The sequence below is a fragment of the Heyndrickxia coagulans 36D1 genome (assembly GCF_000169195.2).
GTDB lineage: Bacteria > Bacillota > Bacilli > Bacillales > Bacillaceae_C > Weizmannia > Weizmannia faecalis.
In genome coordinates, this window is the sequence record NC_016023.1 from 1126238 (window position 1) to 1145987 (window position 19750).

The window sequence follows — 19750 nt, forward strand, 5'->3', positions numbered from 1 at the left end:
TTTAGACGATTGAGGGAGCAGGTACAATACATCGGTTTGACTTTACCCATTAAATTTCTCCCCCACACATGACATTGCAAAAAACCAGAAGCACAATGGCAAAAATTTTAAGCGTTTCCTTCTCATAGGGGCGCTCTTCGTAAAGCACTGGTGAAAATGTGGGCTGCTGCCTTCACATAGAACCCGGCTACGTTAAGGGAGCATGGAAAAACGAAGGTCTTTCTTCACATAGAGCCCGGCTATGTTAAGAAAGCGTGGAAAAATGAAGGGCTTTCTTAACATAGAGCCCATCTACGTTAAGGAAGAACGGAAAAATGAAGATCTTCCTTCACATAGGGCGCGGCTATGTTAAGGAAGCTTGAAAAAACGGAGGTCTTCCTTTACATAGAGGGCGGCTACGTTAAGGAAACACGGAAAATTGACGGCCTTCCTTTACATAGAGTGCGGCTACGTTAAGAAAGCTTGAAAAAATGACGGCCTTCCTTCACATAGAGCCCGGCTACGTTAAGAAAGCTTGCAAAATTGACGGCCTTCCTTCACATAGAACCCGGCTATGTTAAGGAAGCTTGCAAAATTGACGGCCTTCCTTCACGTAGAACCGGCTACGTTAAGAAAGCATGCAAAAACGACGGCCTTCCTTCACATAGAACCCGGCTACGTTAAGAAAGCATGCAAAAACGACGGCCTTCCTTCACATAGAGCCCAGCTACGTTAAGGAAGCACGAAATAACGAAGATCTTCCTGTTAAGGAAGCTTGAAAAAAACGGAGGCCTTCCTTCACATAGAACCTGTCTACGTTATAGAGGCAATCCCGATTAGCCCGTTATTCCCGCCCCTTTCAAGCAGCAGTTGCAAAAATGAAAAAGTTGATCCAACAACCGCGACCTTTCTGGGCTGATTCGTATACGTCTTTCAGGTTGCAAAAAAAGAAAAGGTTGGGACCAACAACTGGCCTCAACCTTATCCTTTTTTAATTCGTCTTCACTGCTTGAACTTGATAGCCTGTTTTTTCAACGATTTCTTTCAATTCATCTGCCGAAACCTTTGCCTCGTCAAAATCCACTTTTGCTTTGCTGGCGTTGAAAAGTACTTTCACATTTTCCACACCTTCCACTTTGTCCAGCGCGCCTTCTATTTTTTTCATACAAGACGGACAGGTTAACGTTTCTAATTGCATCACGGCTTTTTTCATTCCGTTTCCCTCCTTTTGTTTTTATTTTACATGCCGCACTGGTTTCCGTAATTGATCTCCATCAAGTTGGCCGATTTTGCTGATCTTGAACTTCTGCCGTCCGCCCTTTGGTGCAAATCCGATCAACCGCATTGCATTTAGAATAACAGCTAAAACGCTTCCTTCATGGACAAACATCCCGGCTGCAAGGTCTACTTGTCCCCGAAGAACACCAACAAGCAAAAATACGACGACCGAAAGTGCAATTGCTATATTCTGTTTCATATTCCGCATCGTTTTTTTCGACAGGGCAAAGGCATGGGCATATTGGGAAAGCTTGTCTGCCATCAAAACGATATCAGCCGTTTCGATAGAGATATCCGTTCCGCCTTTCCCCATGGCAAGCCCGATATCTGCCGTTGCAATCGCAGGGGCATCATTCATGCCGTCTCCTGCCATCGCCACAACAGCTCCTTCCTCTTTCAGTTTCTTCACATAGTCCACTTTTTCATCCGGAAGCAGCTCTGCATGAAAGGCATCAATACCCAATTGGTTGGCGACGGCTCGGGCGGTATGGCGGTTATCGCCTGTTAACATGACGATCCTTTTGATCCCGGCAGCGCGCATGTCCTCCAAGGCAGCCCGGGCATCTTCACGGATTTGGTCGGCGATGGACAGAATGGCTTCCAACTTTCCATTGACCGCAATAAAAATAGCAGTATTCCCCATTTTTTCACGATCGGTTGCGTAACTGCCCGCTGATGGAGAAATGGTGATGCCTTGTGCTTCCATCAATTTGCGGTTCCCCACAGTAATGGCTATGCCATCAATGGTTGCCGTCATGCCTTTCCCTTTTATCGCTTCACCTTCCTGCAAGTGATACCGGTTAAACGGGATGCCCCTTGCTTCTGCTTCTTTCACAATCGTTTGGCCGAGCGGGTGTTCAGAAACGGTTTCCGCCTTGGCCACAAGCCCGAGCACTTCCTCTTCGCGCCTTGTGCCAAGCAGGTGCAAATCCGTGACTTCCGACTTCCCTTTTGTCAGCGTGCCGGTTTTATCAAATACGAGCGTATCCACTTTTGACAGTTTTTCCATCACATCCCCGCCTTTGATCAGCGCACCGTGTTTCGCGCCGTTTCCAATTCCCGCTACGTTTGACACGGGAGCGCCAATCACGAGCGCACCTGGGCAGGCAATGACCAGGAAGGTAATCGCTTTGTGAAAATCACGGGTAAAAACAAACACGGCGAGTGCAAGGATGACAATCGCCGGTGTGTAATAGTTTGCAAACCGGTCGAGGAAACGTTCGGTTTTCGATTTTGCATCCTGTGCTTCTTCCACCAGTTCAATCATCTTTGCAAAGGTTGTGTCATTCCCGATCTTTTCAGCGATCATTTCGATATAGCCGGTATCTAAAATCGAGCCGCTAAAAACAGGATCGTTTTCTTTTTTCATGACGGGTGCCGGTTCCCCGGTAACCGCTGATTCATCCACGAATGCCCGGCCGTTTGTAATGATCCCGTCAACCGGAATTTTGCCGCCCGGGAGGACAACCAGCTTGTTCCCTGCCCGGACGCGATCTGCGGCCGTTTTTTTTCGGGTTCCGTCTTCTTGAAGCAAGATCGCTTCCTGCGGGGCCATATCTGCCAATTGCTTTAAAGACGAACGGGTTTTCTTTAATGTCCTGGCTTCTAAATAATCGCCAAACAAAAACAGAAAAGTGACAGCTGCGGATTCCATATATTCGTGGATTAGCAAGGCACCTGCAACCGCCACCGTAACGAGCAACTCAATACTGAACGTTTTCATCCTCGCCGCTTGCCAGGCTTTGATGGCGATGGGAAGGACAGCAGCAACGGTTGCCGCCATCAAAAAACCGTCCCTCCAGGCGTAAAAGCCCATCCATTTCATCCATAAACCAAGAACGATTAAAATGCCGGCGATCCATGCCAGATGATGCTTATGTTGATGGATTTGTTCTAACATTGGAACTCCCCCTCACCTGTTATACGATTATTTTAAAAGAGCCCCTTGCTTTCATCATTGACCCTTGTCAAGATTTTTTAATTTAAAAATACACCGCAGGACGGGTCCATTGAAAAAATGCGCAGGCAAAATTTTGCACACACAAAAAGCGGCGGGTCACCATTATTAGTGGTTTCCCGCCGCTTGTTTATTTTTTTCAGCACTTTTTCAGTGGTGGCCGCCGGCTGACGTTGCCTCATCTGCATACAATAACAGCTCGTCCAAGTCAGGAATTTTGATTTTCTTATTTGGCAACTGCTCTATTAATCCCTGTTTTTCCAGATTTGTAAACTTTCGGCTGATGGTTTCGGGGGTTGTTCCAAGATAAGAAGCCAAATCTTTTTTAGACATTGGCAAGGCAATCACTGTATCATTCGTGCCGCTTTGTTCCACACAACTGGCTAAAAAGGAGATGATTCTGGATTCCACATTTTCGACCGCTACCCGGGCCGTTTGTTTTTCCGATTCTTCCAAACGCTTTGTGATTTCCGTTAAGATTTTTAAAGCGATTTGGGGATATGCCAGCAAATAGGCTTGAAGGTCCTTCTGTTTCATCCTGCAGATAGTCGAATCCTGCAGGGCCTCTGCGTAATTCTCATGAATTTCCCCCGGTTGAAAAACAGCCAGCTCGCCGGTAAAATCACCCGGATTTAATATGCGGACAAGCTGCTCCTTTCCCGAATCTGCCAACCGGTAAATTCTCACTTTTCCGGTATGGATAATATACAGCGTATCATCTCTTTCCCCTGCCCGGAAAAGTATTTCCCCCTTTTGTAATGCCAGCGTTTCAACAGACGCCCCGATTTTCGCCATCTGTTCTTCTTCCAGATGGTTGAAAATAGGCACGAGCCGTATGCATCCCGCATGGCTTTTACAACCATGCCCGGGATGGGAACCATGGATATGATGATGGCACTCCATGTGATGAGCCCCCTAAAAAAAATTTAGTTTTGCCCAAGCTCTTATGTCATATGATGATGGCTTAGCTTCTCATGCCATTTTACCCGGAAAACGCTTTACAGACAAGTGATCCCGGCCTCGGTATGGCGATTACGAAACAGCTCGTGGAACTTCACGGGGGCTCTATCAATGTAAAAAGCGAACCTGGCAAAGGCACTGCAGTACGCATTCTTTTGCCGATATTGCCGTGAAATATGCGGCAGTCTACACCGTTTCAAGCTCCATTAACGAAACCTTTTCTTCCAGCGCAATACGCGCATTTTTAGTTGCCAGCTGCACCATTTCTTTTTTCTGCCCGCGTTTCGGCTGTACGATACGGGCGGAAACGCATATTTCGGCCGCTTCCTTCCCAACTGCTGCCGGAATGAGCATTTCCTTTGGCAACGTATTGCCACTCTCGCCATAAAAATGCTGTAAAAAGTCAAGAAATGCCCTTTTCGGTTCCTTACTTCCAATTGGTCTGAAAATAACCTCCCGCTCTATAATCCTGCCGTCCCGCATATAAAAAACGTGGACACACATGAACCCGTCTTGAACAGCAAAGCCGAATATATCCCGGCTTACAGGGTCGTTCAGCACGATATTTTGATCTTCCATGGTCACTTCAATTTGCATGATTTGTTCCTTCAGTTGTTCCGCTTTTTCAAAATCAAGCTTTTTTGCTGCCTGCAGCATTTCTTTTTTCATGTCTTTTAAAACTGCTCGGTAACCGCCGTGGAAAAAATGGACAATTTTGCGGATTTGTTCCTTGTATTCTTCTTCACCCACTTCCCTTGCACAGGTGCCAATGCACAGTCCAAGCTGGTAATACAGGCAGGGGCGGGTGCTTGATTCCGGACAACGCCTGAGCGGATAAAGCCTGTCCAGTACTTTTTTTGTCTCCGCTGCCGCCCGGGCATTCGGAAACGGGCCGAAATATTTCCCTTTATCACGGCCTGCTTCGCGCGTTAAAATGAGCTGAGGGTGCCGTTCATCCGTAATTTTGATAAAGGGGTAGCTTTTATCATCTTTTAGCATAATATTGTATTTCGGCCGGTACTGCTTAATCAGATTCATTTCCAGCACCAAAGCCTCCGTGTTGGTCGCTGTGACGATCCATTCCAGATCAAAAATCTCTCCGACAAGCTGGGTTGTTTTTTCATCATGGGAACCGGTAAAGTAAGAGCGTACCCGGTTTTTCAGCTTTTTTGCCTTTCCAACATAAATGATTTCCCCTTCCCGGCTTTTCATCAAATAGCATCCCGGCTCTTCTGGCAAAAGGGAAAGCTTGTGCAGGATGACGGTGTTCATTGCTGCACAAGCCCCAGCTCGCGGCAGCGCAAATCAAGTTTCCGGGCAAAATCTTTGCAGGCGGTTTCGATTTCCTCATCCGGGACGACATCCACTTTTAACCCGTCCAAAAGCAGCTCGCACCCCTGCTTTTTCAATGCTTCCTCCATCGTATCCACCGCGGTGGCGAAATGCTCGTAAAAAGAGTCGCCGGCGCCAAACACCGCACCTTTTTTGCCGGTTAAATCGACTTCCGGAAGTTCCTCATAAAAATCGATCATCTCATCCCAAAGATCGCCCTCGTCCCATGTATTTGCGCCGATCAGAATCAGATCATAACCGGTAAGTTCATGCGCGCTTGTATTGGTTGATTCTGCTATATCAACGGCATAACCCGCTTCTGTCAGGGCTGCCGCAATTTGTTCTGCCATAAATTCGGTTGTACCTGTCATGGTTGAATACACAATGATCGTTTTCATCTTTTTTCACTCCGATCTGTTGAATTCCCCCTCCCTTTATTCTATATCAATTGTGAAAATCTGCATTTGATCTGCATCAAGTTTAGATACCAACTGAAAATTTCCATGCGGACCGGCGGGCATATCTCTCAGACTATGAAAAAGTTGAAATCGAAAATATTTTACTTTCCCGCAACAAAATGGCCATTTTTTAAAGGAATTTCCTTATTGTTTGATTAATAATGATAGATGAAGAATTGGTAAAAATGTGATGGAAAAAGATGGACAGGCATTACGCGGATTGGTAAAAAGTGTTAATAAAAAGGGGGCCGGGTCATGAAAAAAAGTACAAAAATTATGTTGTTTACAATTATTGGAATACTATTGTTCCTTTGGGTTGTTGGCATAATAAGCTTCTACTCAATATGAGTACAATTAAGAAAGAATCAAAGAGTAAAAAGCCTCGAAACAGCTTAAGAGCCTTTCTTTAGACCTCTAGCCGTTTTGAGGCTCCACACTTAACGGAGGTAAAGCTCTTGGAGCGTCTGGGGAGATCCGATCCAGTTTTATACCACCTGAAACTTCCCATTCCGGATCGATGGAACGCTTGTATGCAGATAAGTGGAAAAAATAGGAATACATTCTCTTCCTTGACAACCCCTGTTCGATCAACTATGATGGATTTGAAAACGAAAACATTTTACTTTTTCATAAAAAAGAAAGCGCTCACGATTCAACTTGTCGACAAGTATACTAATCTTACAATCTTATGAAGAGGAGGATCTCTTATGGAAATCGGGATCGTTGGACTTGGAAAAATGGGGTTGAATTTATCACTCAATATGCTGGATCATCAAGTGGATGTAAAGGCGTATGACACTTCCAGAGATGCAACCGCACAGTTGTCATCCCTTGATTCACGGGCAAAATGCTTTCCTTCATTGGAAGCGCTGGTCCAAAATCTTGAAGTCCCGAGAAAAGTTTGGGTGATGGTGCCGTCCGGGGAACCGACAAACGAAACCATTCACAAGCTCAGCAACTTGCTCAGCGCCGGCGATATTGTAATTGACGGCGGCAACTCTCATTATACCGATTCATGCAGGCATTATACTTTGCTTCAAAACAAAGGCATCCATTTTCTTGATGTCGGCACGTCCGGCGGGATCAGCGGAGCCCGGAATGGCGCCTGCCTGATGATCGGGGGAGACAAGCCGGTATTTGATCAGTTGGAGCCCCTTTTTGAAAAAATTTCAGAAAAAGACGGGTATTTATACACCGGAAAACCGGGAAGCGGCCATTTCCTCAAAATGGTGCATAACGGTATTGAATACGGCATGATGGAAGCATTGGCTGAAGGATTTGAAATTCTCGAGAAAAGCCCGTATGACTACGACAACCAGGCTGTTGCAAAAGTGTGGAACAACGGATCCGTCATTCGCAGCTGGCTTGTTGAACTATTGGAAGATGCATTTTCAAAAGACGCCCATCTCGATGAAATCAGTGGTGTCATGGCATCATCCGGCGAAGGCAAATGGACGGTTGAAACCGCACTTGATTTGCAAGCATCCATACCGGTCATTGCCTTATCCTTAATGAACCGGTACCGTTCCCTTGAAAAAGATACTTTTACCGGCAAAGTCGTTGCCGCACTCCGGAATGAATTTGGCGGACATGCAGTGACCCGGTCCGGCCAGTAAGCCGCCTGAAACGGAGACAGGCTTTTCGGGATCAAATTTACACGAACGGGAGTTTTGAATATGCTGCAGTTCCCTGAACAATGGATGAAAAATGCTTCTCTTGGCGAGCAGATCGCAAATGAATTGCGCCTGCTGATCCTTACAAATGAAATCAAGCCTGGTGACATCATTTCCGAAAACCAGATTGCCCGGAAATACGGGACGAGCCGTTCGCCGGTCCGTGATGCATTGAAAGCCCTTGCCAACGACGGTCTTATTCAATTGGAAAGAATGGGCGCCCGCGTACTGGGAATGGGACTGACAGATATTCATGAACTGTACGACGTACGTGAAATGATTGAGATTTTTGCGCAGCAAAGAGTGTCTGCTGCTCCTCAGGAACAGTTGATCCAATTCCTGAACGAGACGATCGATAAAATGAAGATTGCAGCAAAATACGAGAATCACAGCGATTTCGCCTATTACGATTTTTCTTTCCATGATCGGATCATCCGCCATGCCGGCCATAAACGGATCTTGAATCTTTGGAATGGCATGAAGTCCTTGATCATGGCCGTACTCCTCGTGACAACGGAACATGTTTTTGCCCACGGCCCTGACCATCTGGCATGGGTCATTGAAAAACACCGGAAAATCGTAAACAGCCTTTTAACCGGAAATGAAGAAAACGTGGAACAATCTGTTTCTGCTTATTTTAAAGACTCAAAAAGAACACTCGATAAATCTTTTCCGGCAGAGGGAAAAACGGAGTAGGCGCAGCCTGCCTGGCACAGGGTTTTATGTTTCCATTTCTTTTCGGCAATCTGGCCCGGCGGCATCACTTTTTATTACATTCAAGTTGTCGACAAGTATTCAATGAATTTGCTACGTTCGCTTTAACATACTAAAAAGGAGGCTTTTACGATGCATGACGCCTGTATGATAGGGGTTGATATCGGCACAACCAGCACCAAAGCTGTGCTTTACAAAACCGATGGAACCATCATCGCAAATGCCAATCAAGGTTATCCGTTGTATACGCCGGATGCATTTACTGCAGAACAGGATCCGGAGCAGATTTTCCAAGCTGTCCTTCATGCCATTCAGGCTGTTACAGAGAAGAGCGGTCAAAGCCCCGAAACAATCCGGTTTGTCAGCTTCAGCTGCGCCATGCACAGTGTCATCCCTGTAGACCGGGAAGGCAAACCGCTTATGCGCTGCATCACCTGGGCGGATAACCGGAGCATCGGCTGGTGCCGCAAACTGAAAGAAGAATTGGGTGGCCATGAAATCTATATGCGGACGGGGACGCCGATCCATCCGATGTCCCCATTGCCAAAACTGATGTGGCTGCGGCATGAAAGGCCTGAAATCTTTCAAAAAGCAGCAAAATTTATTTCGATTAAAGAATATGTTTTTTACCGTTTGTTCCATCAATACGTTGTCGATTATTCCATTGCCTCCTGCACCGGTCTGATGAGAATGGACACCTTGTCCTGGGATGAAGAAGCATTAAAACTGGCCGGATTAACAGCGGACCGGTTATCCAAACCTGTTCCGACCACACAGATCATGAGCGGGCTTGATCCCCAATATGCAGACCAAATGGGGTTGGGCAAAGATACGCCATTTGTGCTCGGCGCAAGCGACGGTGTGCTTTCAAATCTCGGCGTGGACGCGATTGATCCGGGCGTTGTTGCGGTCACCATCGGCACAAGCGGCGCGATCCGGACCGTACTGGACCATCCTGCTGCTGATCCAAAAGGCAGGCTTTTCTGCTATGAATTGACGGAAGATAAATGGGTGGTAGGCGGGCCTGTCAATAACGGAGGCGGCATATTGAGATGGGCAAGGGATGAATTTGCAGCTTCCGAGGTTGAAACGGCAAAGCGGCTTGGCATCAGCCCTTATGATGTGCTGACAAGAATGGCATCGCGTGTGAAGCCGGGTGCGGACGGGTTAATTTTTCAGCCGTATTTCAGCGGTGAACGCGCACCGTTGTGGAACCCGAATGCCCGGGGCGCCTTCTTCGGCCTCACTCTGCATCATGAAAAACAACATATGATCCGGGCCGTGTTGGAGGGCATTATTTACAACCTTTACAGTGTCATGCTGGCCATGAAGGAAAGAACCGGAGAACCGGCACGGATCCAGGCAACCGGGGGATTTGCCCGTTCACCGCTTTGGCGCCAGATGATGGCAGATATTTTCAATCAGCCGGTCAATGTCCCGGAAAGTTTTGAAAGTTCCTGCCTGGGGGCGGCTGTACTTGGCTTGTATGCGGTAGGAGAAGCGGACAGCCTGGATGTCGTTTCCACAATGGTTGGTTCTGTACACAGCCATCAGCCGATCCCGGAAAACGTGGCGGTTTATGAGCAGCTATTCCCGATCTTCATCCGCCTTTCGCGCAAACTGAACGATGAATGGAACGATATTGCTGCTTTTCAACAATCGCAATTTGGAACAGACGCGGAAAAATGAACGATATAAGCTGAATTTGAGTTTTTATATCAAACCCGAGCACCCATGCATGATGCCTATTTTTACAGCAGGCAACAGTACTGCGATATTTATACAGGTATTGGCCGCGGCTTGAATATCCGTTAAAACGAATGCGAGGCAAGCATGAGCCGCGATTTGAAGCATACATTGCCTGACGCCAGCCGCGTTTTAAAGCCGCAGATGAATGCCGGCTCTAGCCGGGTATTTTCGCCGTTTGAACCGGGAATGCTTTTTAGCCGGTTCCAAAAAACAAGCCCTATTTATACATCAGCGGTGTTGCGGCCGGGGGAAAGGCCTCCTGTTTTGCATCAACGGATAAGAGGCCATTCGCTTCATCAGCAATCGTACTCTTAAAATTATTAAAGAAAGCAGTGATTTTCATGAGCAGTGCTTATCTCATCACGATTACCATCCTTGCCATTGCACTCGTCATTGTCGGGGTCACATGGTTAAAATGGCATGCATTCATCAGTCTGTCGGTTGCAAGTTTGGCTCTTGGCCTTGCAGCCGGACTGCCAATCACAAAAATTGTGACAGATTATGAACAAGGTGTCGGGGGTATTCTCAGTTCATTGCTGGGGATTCTTGCACTGGGCACCATTCTAGGAAAAATGATGTCCGAATCAGGCGCCGGTATACAGATTTCAAATTATTTCACCCGGGCATTCGGTGACCGGAATCTTCCATGGGCCACTTTCTTTGCCGGCTTGATTATCAGTATTCCGGTATTTTTTGAAGTCGGCCTTGTCATTTTACTGCCGCTTGTGATTGCGATCCAAAAAACAACGAAGAAAAATCTTTTGCTGATTGCGATCCCGATGATTTCTGCTTTATCCATTTCACACGGCATCGTCCCGCCCCATCCGGGAGCAATGGCAGCGATCGGTATTTTTCATGCCGATGTGGGGCAGGTTTTGCTTTATTCATTGATTGTCGCTTTGCCGGCCGGTATCATTGGCGGCCCGTTATTTGCTCATTATATTAGTAAAAGGGTAAAACCGGAAACAGAACCGAAAGTAGTGGCGGCAAATGTTTCGGCAACATCTTATCCGTCTGTCGGGGTTTCCTTTTTTACGATTTTACTGCCAATTATCTTAATGATCGGAACGGTTATTGTTCCGTTCGTCCGGATGCCTGTCCAATTGGCCCACTTTTTAAATTTTATCGGAAACCCACTGATTGCATTATTGATTTCAGTGTTTGTCGCTTATTATTTGCTTGGAACCAGACAGGGCATCGGGCGGAATTTGATCAATAAACTGACCGGGGAGTCCCTCGCTCCTCTTGCCTCGATCATGATGATCATCGGTGCAGGCGGGGCATTTAAACAAGTGCTGATTTCCTCTGGTGTCGGTGATGCGATTGCCCAGGTTGCCACGCAATGGCAGCTTTCCCCGCTTGTCATGGCCTTTGTTGTAGCCGGCCTGATCCGGATCGCAACCGGTTCTGCAACGGTCGCACTGACCACGGCAGCAGGCATCGTCGATCCGATTGTTGTCCACATGACAGGGATCAATCTTCCGCTGTTGGTTATTGCAACCGGCGCGGGATCGCTCATGTTCTCCCATGTCAACGATGCCGGTTTTTGGCTTGTTAAAGAATATCTCGGGCTGTCTGTCAAACAGACGTTTAAAACCTGGACCGTATTGGAAACCTTGTTGTCGTTTGCAGCATTCTTTATTGTCCTGATCATCAATCTGTTTGTATAATCAGGAAAAACACGGGAGGATTCCTCCATGCACAAAAATACCCTGGCGCACATCGCCAGGGTATTTTTTGCACTTGGCTTTAAACAAATCCGCTTACCGGTGCTCCCGCCTCGCGAAATCGACAAACCGGAATTTGTCCAGCCTGTGGCGCGATTCGGTATATTGCAAAAGGCTTGCATCATCCAAATAAACATGGTTCCGGACAACGACGACATGATTGTACTCGCCCATGTCCAGATACTTGTAGTCTTCCTCTGTTGCTTTTTCGACTGTGATTTCTTTTTTCGCAAAGCTGATCACAAGGCCGAGCGTTTTTTCAAAATACTGGTAAAGCGAGATTTCACAAATATCTCTTGTAATCGACGGGACAAACTTTTTCCGGATGTAATCCTTATCCAAAATGATGTTCTCATGGTCAATTTCCCGCGACCGGACCACCTGCCATACTTCTTCTTTTCCGGATATTTTCAACTGCCGGGCCAGGGCATCGTCAGGTCTAATAAGGACAAGTTCATGGACATTCGTGCGCCATGCCTTCCCTGAGCTTTCCGCAATTTCACGGAAGCTGACAAGGCCCGAAACCGGAAAATCAAATTTTTTCACGTCCAGTACAACAGAACCTTTTCCCCGGATTTTTTGAATATAGCCATTTTGGGATAACAGATTGAGGGCTTTCCGGATCGTCTCCCTTGAAGCCCCGAATTGTTCCGCCAAAATATGCTCGGATGGCAGGAGGCTACCTGCTTCCATTTCCCCGTTTTCGATTTTTTCAGCAAGCTGATGGTAAATCGTGTAATACTTGTTTTCTTTCATTTGGGATCACCACTTGTATTGTACCATGGCAAAACCGGCATTACGATTCTGTCAAAAAGTACACAACAGATTCATACGGACGCAGAGTGAAAGAATGAAAATCCAGAGGAGAATCGGGATAATTGGAAATCAATATTTCAGCTACCCCGTCCAGTGTACCCGGCAGCTCAAACTGCACCGGTTCTCCGTAAAAATTATTCACCACCAGCAGCTTGCCGTCTTCACTTGTCCGCAAATAAGCAAAGATTCGCGGATGGTCCGGAAGCAATAGCTGAAAGTCCCCATCTGTGATGACGTCATACGTTTTTCTTAACTGAATGAGTTTTTGATAATGGTAAAAAACGGAGTTCGGATCTTTCAGCGCTTTTTCTACGTTAATATCAGGATAGTTGGAAGCGACTGCAATCCATGGCGTGCCTTCGGTAAACCCGCTGTTTTTCGTACTGTCCCATTGCATCGGCGTACGCGAATTGTCCCTTGATTTCCGCATTAATATTTCCATGATTTCCGCATGGCTTTTTCCACGGCTCTGTAAAATGTTGTACATATTAAGGGACTCGACATCCCGGTACTGTTCAATCCGGTCAAAATGCGCATTGGTCATGCCGATTTCTTCTCCCTGGTAAATATAAGGCGTTCCCTGCATCATATGGATCACCGTTGCCAGCATTTTCGCCGATTCCACCCGGTACTTGCCGTCATCTCCGTATCTTGATACGATTCTCGGCTGGTCGTGGTTGCACCAGAATAAGGCGTTCCAGCCGCCGCCTTTATGCATGCGCGTCTGCCATGTGGACAGAATCTTTTTCAGTGCTAGAAAATCAAAATCGGCAGCCGTCCACTTGTCGCCGTTTTCGTAATCGACCTTCAAATGATGAAACTGAAACACCATGTCCAGCTCACGGGAAGCCGGGTTCGTATAGCGGATGCTGTTTTCAATCGTGGTTGAAGACATTTCCCCGACAGTCATCGCATTATATTTTGAAAACACTTTCTCGTTCATTTCATGCAAAAATTCATGGATGCGCGGGCCGTCCGTATAAAATTTGCGCCCGTCGCCCGGCGGGACTGATCCGTCATCATCGGGGAAATCCTGGTTTTTGGAAATCAAATTGATGACATCAAGGCGGAAGCCGTCAACCCCTTTTTCAAGCCAAAACTTCATCATGGTGTAGACTGCTTCCCGGACTTTTTCGTTTTCCCAGTTCAAGTCCGCCTGTGTCACATCAAACAGGTGCAAGTAGTACTGCCCGGTTTTTTCATCGTATTGCCATGCCGGCCCGCCGAACTTGGAGACCCAGTTGTTCGGTTCTTTCCCGTCTTTCGGGTCCCGCCAAATGTAGTAATCCCTGTACGGGTTGTCTTTCGATGATGCGCTTTCGATAAACCATCTGTGCGCGGTTGAAGTATGGTTGACAACGATGTCCATCATGATTTTTATATTTCGTGCATGCGCTTCTATAAGCAGTTGCTCAAATATTTCCATCGTACCGTACGTCTCATCAATGGCATAGTAGTCGCTGATGTCATACCCGTTATCGCGCTGCGGGGACGGATAAACCGGCGTCAACCAAATGACATCGATGCCAAGCTTTTTCAAATAATCTAGTTTCTCAATAATCCCTTCAAGGTCGCCAATGCCATCCCCGTTTGTATCTTTAAAGCTTTTAGGGTAAATTTGATAGACAACTGCTTTTTTCCACCAAGGTTGTTCCATTTTTTCCACTCCCAAATTGCTATCGTCGTAATGCCATGAAGGCTCGAAATATGATTTGGATGTTAAAGCGATCCAATTTTATATAGCCGGAAAGCGGCCTGCCATTGTACAGTCCGCTTTCCTGTCCTTTACGCTTTTTGTCTTTTTAATTTACCGAACAAGAAGGTCAGCACGAACGGCACGACAATGACGATCGCCATACCGGTAAAAAACGTTCCCCACGAATGCGGGAAGATGGACAAGAATCCAGGGATCCCGCCGACGCCGATTGCCGGGGCTTTCACATGTCCGGTTGCCAGTACAATCCCTGCAATGGCTGAGCCGATCAGTGCGCAAACAAACGGATATTTGAAGCGGAGATTGACACCGAACATCGCCGGTTCCGTAATACCGAGATAAGCAGAAACGGAAGATGTGCCGGCCATCCCTTTATCCACTTTGTTCTTTGCCAAAAACATCATGGCAAGCGCAGCCGAACCTTGTGCAATATTGGACATGCAGAGAATCGGCCACAAATACGTGCCGCCAGCGCTCGAGATCAACTGGAAGTCGACCGCAAGAAAAGCCTGGTGCATCCCTGTAATGACAAGGAGCGCATAGCAGCCGCCGTAAAGCAGGCCGCCGATTGCCGGTACATGGTTAAATACATATACGACAAGGCCTGTAATCCAGTTCCCGATGCCAAAAGTCAGCGGCCCGACTGCCACGAATGTCACAAATCCGGTTACAAGTAAAGCAATGGGGGCGACAAGCAGCAACTGAATGGCATCCGGGATCCGTTTTTTCAGCCATAGTTCAAGTTTCGCCAGAATAAAGGACGATACGAGGACCGGCAGCACCTGCCCCTGATAGCCAATTTTATTGACATGCCAGCCAAACAGATTCCATACCGGGATAGAGTGGCTTTTCAGTGCTTCACCGTATGAATAAGCATTCAATAAGTCCGGATGGATCATCATCGCGCCGAGCACAATCCCGAGAAGCGGATTGCCGCCAAACCGTTTCACAGCCGACCACCCGATTAAGATCGGCAGGAACGTGAAGGCGGTATTGGCAATGATGTTAATCATGTCCGCAAGCCCGGCCCAGCTTTCGTGAACTTGAATAAAAGACTTATGGGCGTAAAAAATGCCCTGGCCTGTCAAAAGATTGTTCAATCCCATTAACAAACCAGCTGTCACGATTGCCGGCAAAATCGGGATGAAAATATCGGAAAGCATTTTGACAAATCGTTGAAGCGGATTCATTTTCTTTGCGGCTTCGTTTTTCACATCTTCTTTTGAAGCGTGCCCGATACCCGTCAGTTCAACCATTTTGTCATATACTTTGTCCACTGTCCCTTGGCCGATCACAACCTGGTACTGTCCGTTTGCTGAAAAAGAACCTTTGACAAGATCGATTTTCCCCAGTTTTTCTTTGTCTACTTTTCCTTCATCTTTTAATGCAAACCGCAGCCGTGTCACACAGTGCGTTGCCACGGCAATATTGTCTTTTCCGCCTACTGCTTCAACAATTTGTTTTACAGATTCATTGCTGATTTTCGCCATGTTGTCATTCCTCCTGTCTTGTTGGCGATCTTACAACTGGGCAACCATGACCACCGTTTCTTTCGGCATAGCATCCAAATTTATTTTTTTGTCAAGATGAACTGCCTCGCCGTTTGTCACCACGATGGATGTGATGGTATCCGCCGCTTTTTCTTGAATCAATGCCAGATCAAAGGTGATGAGCGTATCGCCTTTTTTCACCTTATCGCCTGCTTTTACAGCGGTTTCAAATCCTTCCCCGTTTAATGTCACCGTTTCCAACCCAATATGAATTAAAAGTTCCAGCCCGGATGCGCCGCGCAGCCCGATGGCATGCTTCGTCGGAAAGACTTGCACCACTTCCCCGTCAAATGGCGCCACGAGGAGGCCTTCGGTTGGTTTTATCGCAATGCCGTCCCCCATCATTTTTTCGGAAAAAGTTGGGTCCGGCACTTCTTCAATGGCAACAACCTGCCCTCTTACCGGAGCAAAAATACGTTCTTCCTTTGGCTTCTTTTGAAATAATTTAAACATGATTGCCACCTCACTTTATTTCACAAAACCGTTTTCATTTACTCGTAATCTTGTATATACATCTTACATTCTCATCATATCCTGTATATACAAGTTTGTCAATAGCGCTTTCTTTTTCCCAGAAATAAAATGCTGCCGGTGTTCCATGGGGTGGGAAAATACGATTCAGGCATTGATTGAAGAGGCAAGGGGCAGACTACTAGATATGCTGATGCTAGGGCAGGGAATTGAAAAATTGTGGCAGGATCGTGGAATAACCTAACATGTCGATGGACGAGGGCAAAAATAAACTTAAGTTTTTACCATAAGCTCAAGCACCCATTTGCATGATAACTCCATTTTACAGCAGGCAACAGGCTGCAATATTTTGTGCATTTTATATCGCAGACAAATTTCGTGCCGGGCAATTTCCACCCGATACGGGGCGAAATTCCCGGCACAGATTAAAACTTTGGACTACCTTTGCAACAAGAGGTTCACGCATTCAACGATGCACCGTAACGTTTCCGCGGCACGCCCCGGCATAATCCGGTCACTTTTTCAGGAGCCCTTCTTTTACTAAAAAGGCTCTTGCAACATCTTCCGCTTTCTTACCTTTGACACCGACTTCATAATTCATTTTCTGCATTTGGGTGTTTGTAATCTTCCCGGCCAGCTTGTTCAATGCCGGCACAATTTCCGGATATTTGTCAACCGTTTCCTGCCGCAATAAAGGCGAACCCTGGTATGGCGGGAAGAAATGCTTGTCATCTTCAAGAACGACCAGGTGATACCTTTGCAGTTCGCCATCTGTGGAGTAGGCGTTCATTAGATTCACTTTGCCTTGTTGGATGGCATGGTACCGTACAGACGGATCCATTGTCACCACATGAAAATGCAACCCGTATTTTTTTGACAAACCGGGATATCCGTCTTTGATATCGGCAAATTCGGGGGTAAATCCGGCTTTTACGTCCTGTTCGACTTTTACAAGGTCCGATATCTTTTTCAAATGGTATTTCTTTGCAAAACTTTGCGGAACTGCAATCGCATAAGTGTCATTAAATTTCATTGGGCGTAACAATGCCATCTTGTATTTTTTGGCCATGCCTGCTTTTGCTTGCGCGTACACTTCCTTGCCGTCTGTGCTGACAGGGTTCTCTTTCAGCATGTTGACGATGGCTGTCCCGGAAAATTCCGGATAAAGATCGATATCCTTTGACTGCAACGCATTGAAAACAAAGGTTGTATCGCCCAACCCTGTTTTTAACTTCACTTTTAAATCTGTGTTCTCTTCAATCAGCAACTTGTACATATTGTCCAGAATTTCCGGTTCCGACCCCAGCTTGCCGGCAATCACAATCGTTTTTTGCCCGTCTTTATGAAGCAAGTTTGGCGCAACCAGTGAACCAACGATCAACACGATCATCAAGATAAAAATGCCGGATGCCACCATCATCTTCTTAAAAGAAACTTTTTCAAGCTGCCTGAGCAAAACATCGAAAAGAATGGCCAACAAGGCGGCAGGAATGGCACCGAGGATGACAAGGGCATAATCATTCCGGTCGATGCCAAGCAGGATAATGTCACCTAGTCCGCCGGCCCCGATCAGCGCCGCAATCGTCGCTGTTCCGATAATCAAAATGGCAGCCGTCCGGATCCCCGCCATGATTACGGGCATGGCCAGAGGGAGCTCCACTTTTATCAGCCGTATTCTTCTGTTCATTCCCATCGCCCTTGCTGCTTCCAATAATGAAGGGTCGATTTCTTTAATGCCAGTGTAGGTGTTGCGCAAAAGCGGAAGCAGCGCATATGCGACGAGCGCAATCACGGCCGGGACGGTCCCTATGCCAAAAAGCGGGATTAACAGGCCGAGCAAAGCCAAAGAAGGAATGGTTTGCAGCACGCCGGTTATGCCAATAATGGTTTCCGCGATTTTTTGTTTCCGCGTTAAATAAATACCAAGCGGGATCGCGATCAATAATGAGAAAAAAAGCGCGATTAATGAAATCTCTATATGTTGTAAAAGGGCGTCCAAAAGCTGGGCTCTCCGGTTTGAAAAGGTGGTGATGAAACTACTCATGCATCCGGCCTCCATCCCTTAAGTATTGTGACATGACTTTCATGGCGTGCGGGCGGTTGATCACCCCGACCATTTTTCCGCCATCCTCAACGGCAATCTGTTCAAACGAGGCCAGCTGTTCGAATACCTCTGCCAATGGAGCCTGTAAAGAAACGGTTTTCGTTTGGGGCAATATTGCCTGTTCATCTGTAACCGGGACCATGAGTTCCTCCAGGCGGACCGGTACCTGTTTATTCCCGACAAATTCGCGTACAAAATCGTTCGCGGGGTTGGTTAAAAATGCATGTGGCGTCCCGACCTGAACGATTTCCCCGTCTTTCATGAGACAAATCCGGTCCCCGAGTTTCAATGCTTCCCGCATATCATGGGTAACAAAAACGATTGTCTTTTTCAGCCTCTGTTGAATTTCAAGCACATCATCCTGCAATTTTTCCCGGCTAAACGGATCGAGCGCGCTGAATGGCTCATCCATCAAAATGATTTCCGGGTCGGCAGCCAAAGCCCGTAGAACGCCCACTCTTTGCTGTTGCCCTCCGGAAAGTTCATGGGGTTTTCGGTTCCGGTATTCTTTCGGGTCCAGGCCCACCATTTCCAGCAGTTCATCGACACGGGTACGGATTCTTTTTTTGTCCCAGTTTTTCAGTTCCGGCACAACCGCAATGTTTTCCGCGATGGTCATATGCGGGAAAAGCGCAATTTGTTGGAGCACGTATCCGATATCCCAGCGAAGTTCATGAATGTCATAATCGCTGATTTTCTTTCCGTTGATTCGGACCCAGCCTTTTGACAGTTCGATGAGGCGGTTGATCATTTTTAATGTTGTCGTCTTCCCCGAGCCGCTCGGGCCGATCAGAACGAAAAATTCCCCTTTTTCTATTTCCAAATCCAGAGACTTTACAGCAAGGGTCCCGTTCGGAAACTGTTTCGATACATGTTCAAACCGGATCATTTTATCTCTCCTTTATCAATGAATTCTCGATTATCCGGCACTTGAACTGCACCGGGTTTTCGGAATAAAATGCTTCTGCGTTCATTTTCCGGCAAATTTTTGGTGAATTCGTAGACTAAGCACGGTCCGCGTTTATTTTTGGCAAAATATCGGCCTGTTCCTTCATATATATATAACCTGTCTGTGCTTACTTTTAACCAAAATTTCGCTTGTTTCCTTAACTTAGAGCGCTTCTATGTTAAGATACGCGGCGGATTTCAGCTGCTTCCTTAACGTAGAGCCACTCTATGTTAAGATACAAGACAGATTTCGCCTGCTTCCTTAACGTAGAGCCTCTCTATGTTAAGATACGGCGAAGGTTTGGCTCGCTTCCTTAACG

At 46.8% G+C, this 19750-nt stretch carries 16 protein-coding genes; 5 read left to right on the forward strand and 11 right to left on the reverse strand.

The window, feature by feature from the left end; translation table 11 throughout:
- Positions 1 to 970: 970 nt before the first annotated feature.
- The 3 genes from BCOA_RS22415 to BCOA_RS22425 all read right to left on the reverse strand — a co-directional run bounded on the left by BCOA_RS22415 (position 971) and on the right by BCOA_RS22425 (position 4117).
- Positions 971 to 1192 carry a heavy-metal-associated domain-containing protein gene (locus BCOA_RS22415; protein ID WP_014096394.1) on the reverse strand — a complete coding sequence of 74 codons (222 nt, stop codon included), beginning with the start codon at positions 1190 to 1192 and terminating at the stop codon, positions 971 to 973.
- 21 nt (positions 1193 to 1213) lie between these two features.
- Positions 1214 to 3157 (reverse strand): heavy metal translocating P-type ATPase, encoded by a 1944-nt coding sequence (locus BCOA_RS22420; RefSeq protein ID WP_014096395.1) that lies wholly within the window; start codon positions 3155 to 3157, stop codon positions 1214 to 1216.
- A 207-nt stretch (positions 3158 to 3364) separates the two neighbouring features.
- Positions 3365 to 4117, reverse strand: a complete 753-nt coding sequence (locus tag BCOA_RS22425; RefSeq protein WP_014096396.1) for a Crp/Fnr family transcriptional regulator — start codon at positions 4115 to 4117, stop codon at positions 3365 to 3367.
- Between the two features lie 71 nt (positions 4118 to 4188).
- Here BCOA_RS22425 and BCOA_RS34595 point away from each other — a divergent pair, with 71 nt between their 5' ends.
- Positions 4189 to 4347, forward strand: a complete 159-nt coding sequence (locus BCOA_RS34595) for an ATP-binding protein (protein ID WP_017550597.1) — start codon at positions 4189 to 4191, stop codon at positions 4345 to 4347.
- Between the two features lie 13 nt (positions 4348 to 4360).
- On the opposite strand, the gene uvrC is transcribed toward BCOA_RS34595, so the two are convergent.
- Positions 4361 to 5446, reverse strand: a complete 1086-nt coding sequence (gene uvrC / locus BCOA_RS22430; protein ID WP_014096397.1) for an excinuclease ABC subunit UvrC — start codon at positions 5444 to 5446, stop codon at positions 4361 to 4363.
- On the reverse strand, positions 5443 to 5904 hold the full coding sequence (locus BCOA_RS22435; protein WP_014096398.1) for a flavodoxin: 462 nt from the start codon (positions 5902 to 5904) through the stop codon (positions 5443 to 5445). The genes uvrC and BCOA_RS22435 overlap by 4 nt, the downstream gene beginning before the upstream one ends.
- A gap of 767 nt (positions 5905 to 6671) precedes the next feature.
- Here BCOA_RS22435 and gnd point away from each other — a divergent pair.
- From gnd to BCOA_RS22460, 4 genes are all read left to right on the forward strand, one after another.
- Entirely contained in the window at positions 6672 to 7580 is a 909-nt protein-coding gene (gnd, locus tag BCOA_RS22445) for a phosphogluconate dehydrogenase (NAD(+)-dependent, decarboxylating) (RefSeq protein WP_014096399.1), read from the forward strand.
- A gap of 60 nt (positions 7581 to 7640) precedes the next feature.
- Positions 7641 to 8333, forward strand: coding sequence for a GntR family transcriptional regulator (locus BCOA_RS22450; protein ID WP_014096400.1), 693 nt, complete (start codon positions 7641 to 7643; stop codon positions 8331 to 8333).
- Positions 8334 to 8483: 150 nt separating this feature from the next.
- Positions 8484 to 10040 (forward strand): gluconokinase, encoded by a 1557-nt coding sequence (gene gntK, locus BCOA_RS22455; RefSeq protein ID WP_014096401.1) that lies wholly within the window; start codon positions 8484 to 8486, stop codon positions 10038 to 10040.
- Positions 10041 to 10441: 401 nt separating this feature from the next.
- Entirely contained in the window at positions 10442 to 11770 is a 1329-nt protein-coding gene (locus BCOA_RS22460; RefSeq protein ID WP_014096403.1) for a GntT/GntP/DsdX family permease, read from the forward strand.
- A 93-nt stretch (positions 11771 to 11863) separates the two neighbouring features.
- On the opposite strand, the gene treR is transcribed toward BCOA_RS22460, so the two are convergent.
- The 6 genes from treR to opuFA all read right to left on the reverse strand — a co-directional run bounded on the left by treR (position 11864) and on the right by opuFA (position 19371).
- On the reverse strand, positions 11864 to 12583 hold the full coding sequence (treR, locus tag BCOA_RS22465; RefSeq protein ID WP_014096404.1) for a trehalose operon repressor: 720 nt from the start codon (positions 12581 to 12583) through the stop codon (positions 11864 to 11866).
- A gap of 40 nt (positions 12584 to 12623) precedes the next feature.
- Positions 12624 to 14300 carry an alpha,alpha-phosphotrehalase gene (treC, locus tag BCOA_RS22470; protein ID WP_014096405.1) on the reverse strand — a complete coding sequence of 559 codons (1677 nt, stop codon included), beginning with the start codon at positions 14298 to 14300 and terminating at the stop codon, positions 12624 to 12626.
- Positions 14301 to 14428: 128 nt separating this feature from the next.
- Complete coding sequence (treP, locus tag BCOA_RS22475) at positions 14429 to 15847, reverse strand: PTS system trehalose-specific EIIBC component (RefSeq protein ID WP_014096406.1); 1419 nt, start codon at positions 15845 to 15847, stop codon at positions 14429 to 14431.
- A 30-nt stretch (positions 15848 to 15877) separates the two neighbouring features.
- Positions 15878 to 16360 carry a PTS sugar transporter subunit IIA gene (locus tag BCOA_RS22480; protein WP_014096407.1) on the reverse strand — a complete coding sequence of 161 codons (483 nt, stop codon included), beginning with the start codon at positions 16358 to 16360 and terminating at the stop codon, positions 15878 to 15880.
- A 532-nt stretch (positions 16361 to 16892) separates the two neighbouring features.
- Positions 16893 to 18422 carry an osmoprotectant update ABC transporter permease/substrate-binding subunit OpuFB gene (opuFB, locus tag BCOA_RS22485; RefSeq protein ID WP_014096408.1) on the reverse strand — a complete coding sequence of 510 codons (1530 nt, stop codon included), beginning with the start codon at positions 18420 to 18422 and terminating at the stop codon, positions 16893 to 16895.
- Complete coding sequence (gene opuFA / locus BCOA_RS22490; RefSeq protein ID WP_014096409.1) at positions 18415 to 19371, reverse strand: osmoprotectant update ABC transporter ATP-binding subunit OpuFA; 957 nt, start codon at positions 19369 to 19371, stop codon at positions 18415 to 18417. Before opuFA ends, opuFB begins: the two co-directional genes overlap by 8 nt.
- Positions 19372 to 19750: the final 379 nt, after the last annotated feature.

Coding starts and splice junctions, on each gene's coding strand:
- BCOA_RS22415 (WP_014096394.1), bottom strand. CDS start 1,192: ATGAAAAAAGCCGTGATGCAATTAGAAACGTTAACCTGTCCGTCTTGT.
- BCOA_RS22420 (WP_014096395.1), bottom strand. CDS start 3,157: ATGTTAGAACAAATCCATCAACATAAGCATCATCTGGCATGGATCGCC.
- BCOA_RS22425 (WP_014096396.1), bottom strand. CDS start 4,117: ATGGAGTGCCATCATCATATCCATGGTTCCCATCCCGGGCATGGTTGT.
- BCOA_RS34595 (WP_017550597.1), top strand. CDS start 4,189: ATGCCATTTTACCCGGAAAACGCTTTACAGACAAGTGATCCCGGCCTC.
- uvrC (WP_014096397.1), bottom strand. CDS start 5,446: ATGAACACCGTCATCCTGCACAAGCTTTCCCTTTTGCCAGAAGAGCCG.
- BCOA_RS22435 (WP_014096398.1), bottom strand. CDS start 5,904: ATGAAAACGATCATTGTGTATTCAACCATGACAGGTACAACCGAATTT.
- gnd (WP_014096399.1), top strand. CDS start 6,672: ATGGAAATCGGGATCGTTGGACTTGGAAAAATGGGGTTGAATTTATCA.
- BCOA_RS22450 (WP_014096400.1), top strand. CDS start 7,641: ATGCTGCAGTTCCCTGAACAATGGATGAAAAATGCTTCTCTTGGCGAG.
- gntK (WP_014096401.1), top strand. CDS start 8,484: ATGCATGACGCCTGTATGATAGGGGTTGATATCGGCACAACCAGCACC.
- BCOA_RS22460 (WP_014096403.1), top strand. CDS start 10,442: ATGAGCAGTGCTTATCTCATCACGATTACCATCCTTGCCATTGCACTC.
- treR (WP_014096404.1), bottom strand. CDS start 12,583: ATGAAAGAAAACAAGTATTACACGATTTACCATCAGCTTGCTGAAAAA.
- treC (WP_014096405.1), bottom strand. CDS start 14,300: ATGGAACAACCTTGGTGGAAAAAAGCAGTTGTCTATCAAATTTACCCT.
- treP (WP_014096406.1), bottom strand. CDS start 15,847: ATGGCGAAAATCAGCAATGAATCTGTAAAACAAATTGTTGAAGCAGTA.
- BCOA_RS22480 (WP_014096407.1), bottom strand. CDS start 16,360: ATGTTTAAATTATTTCAAAAGAAGCCAAAGGAAGAACGTATTTTTGCT.
- opuFB (WP_014096408.1), bottom strand. CDS start 18,422: ATGAGTAGTTTCATCACCACCTTTTCAAACCGGAGAGCCCAGCTTTTG.
- opuFA (WP_014096409.1), bottom strand. CDS start 19,371: ATGATCCGGTTTGAACATGTATCGAAACAGTTTCCGAACGGGACCCTT.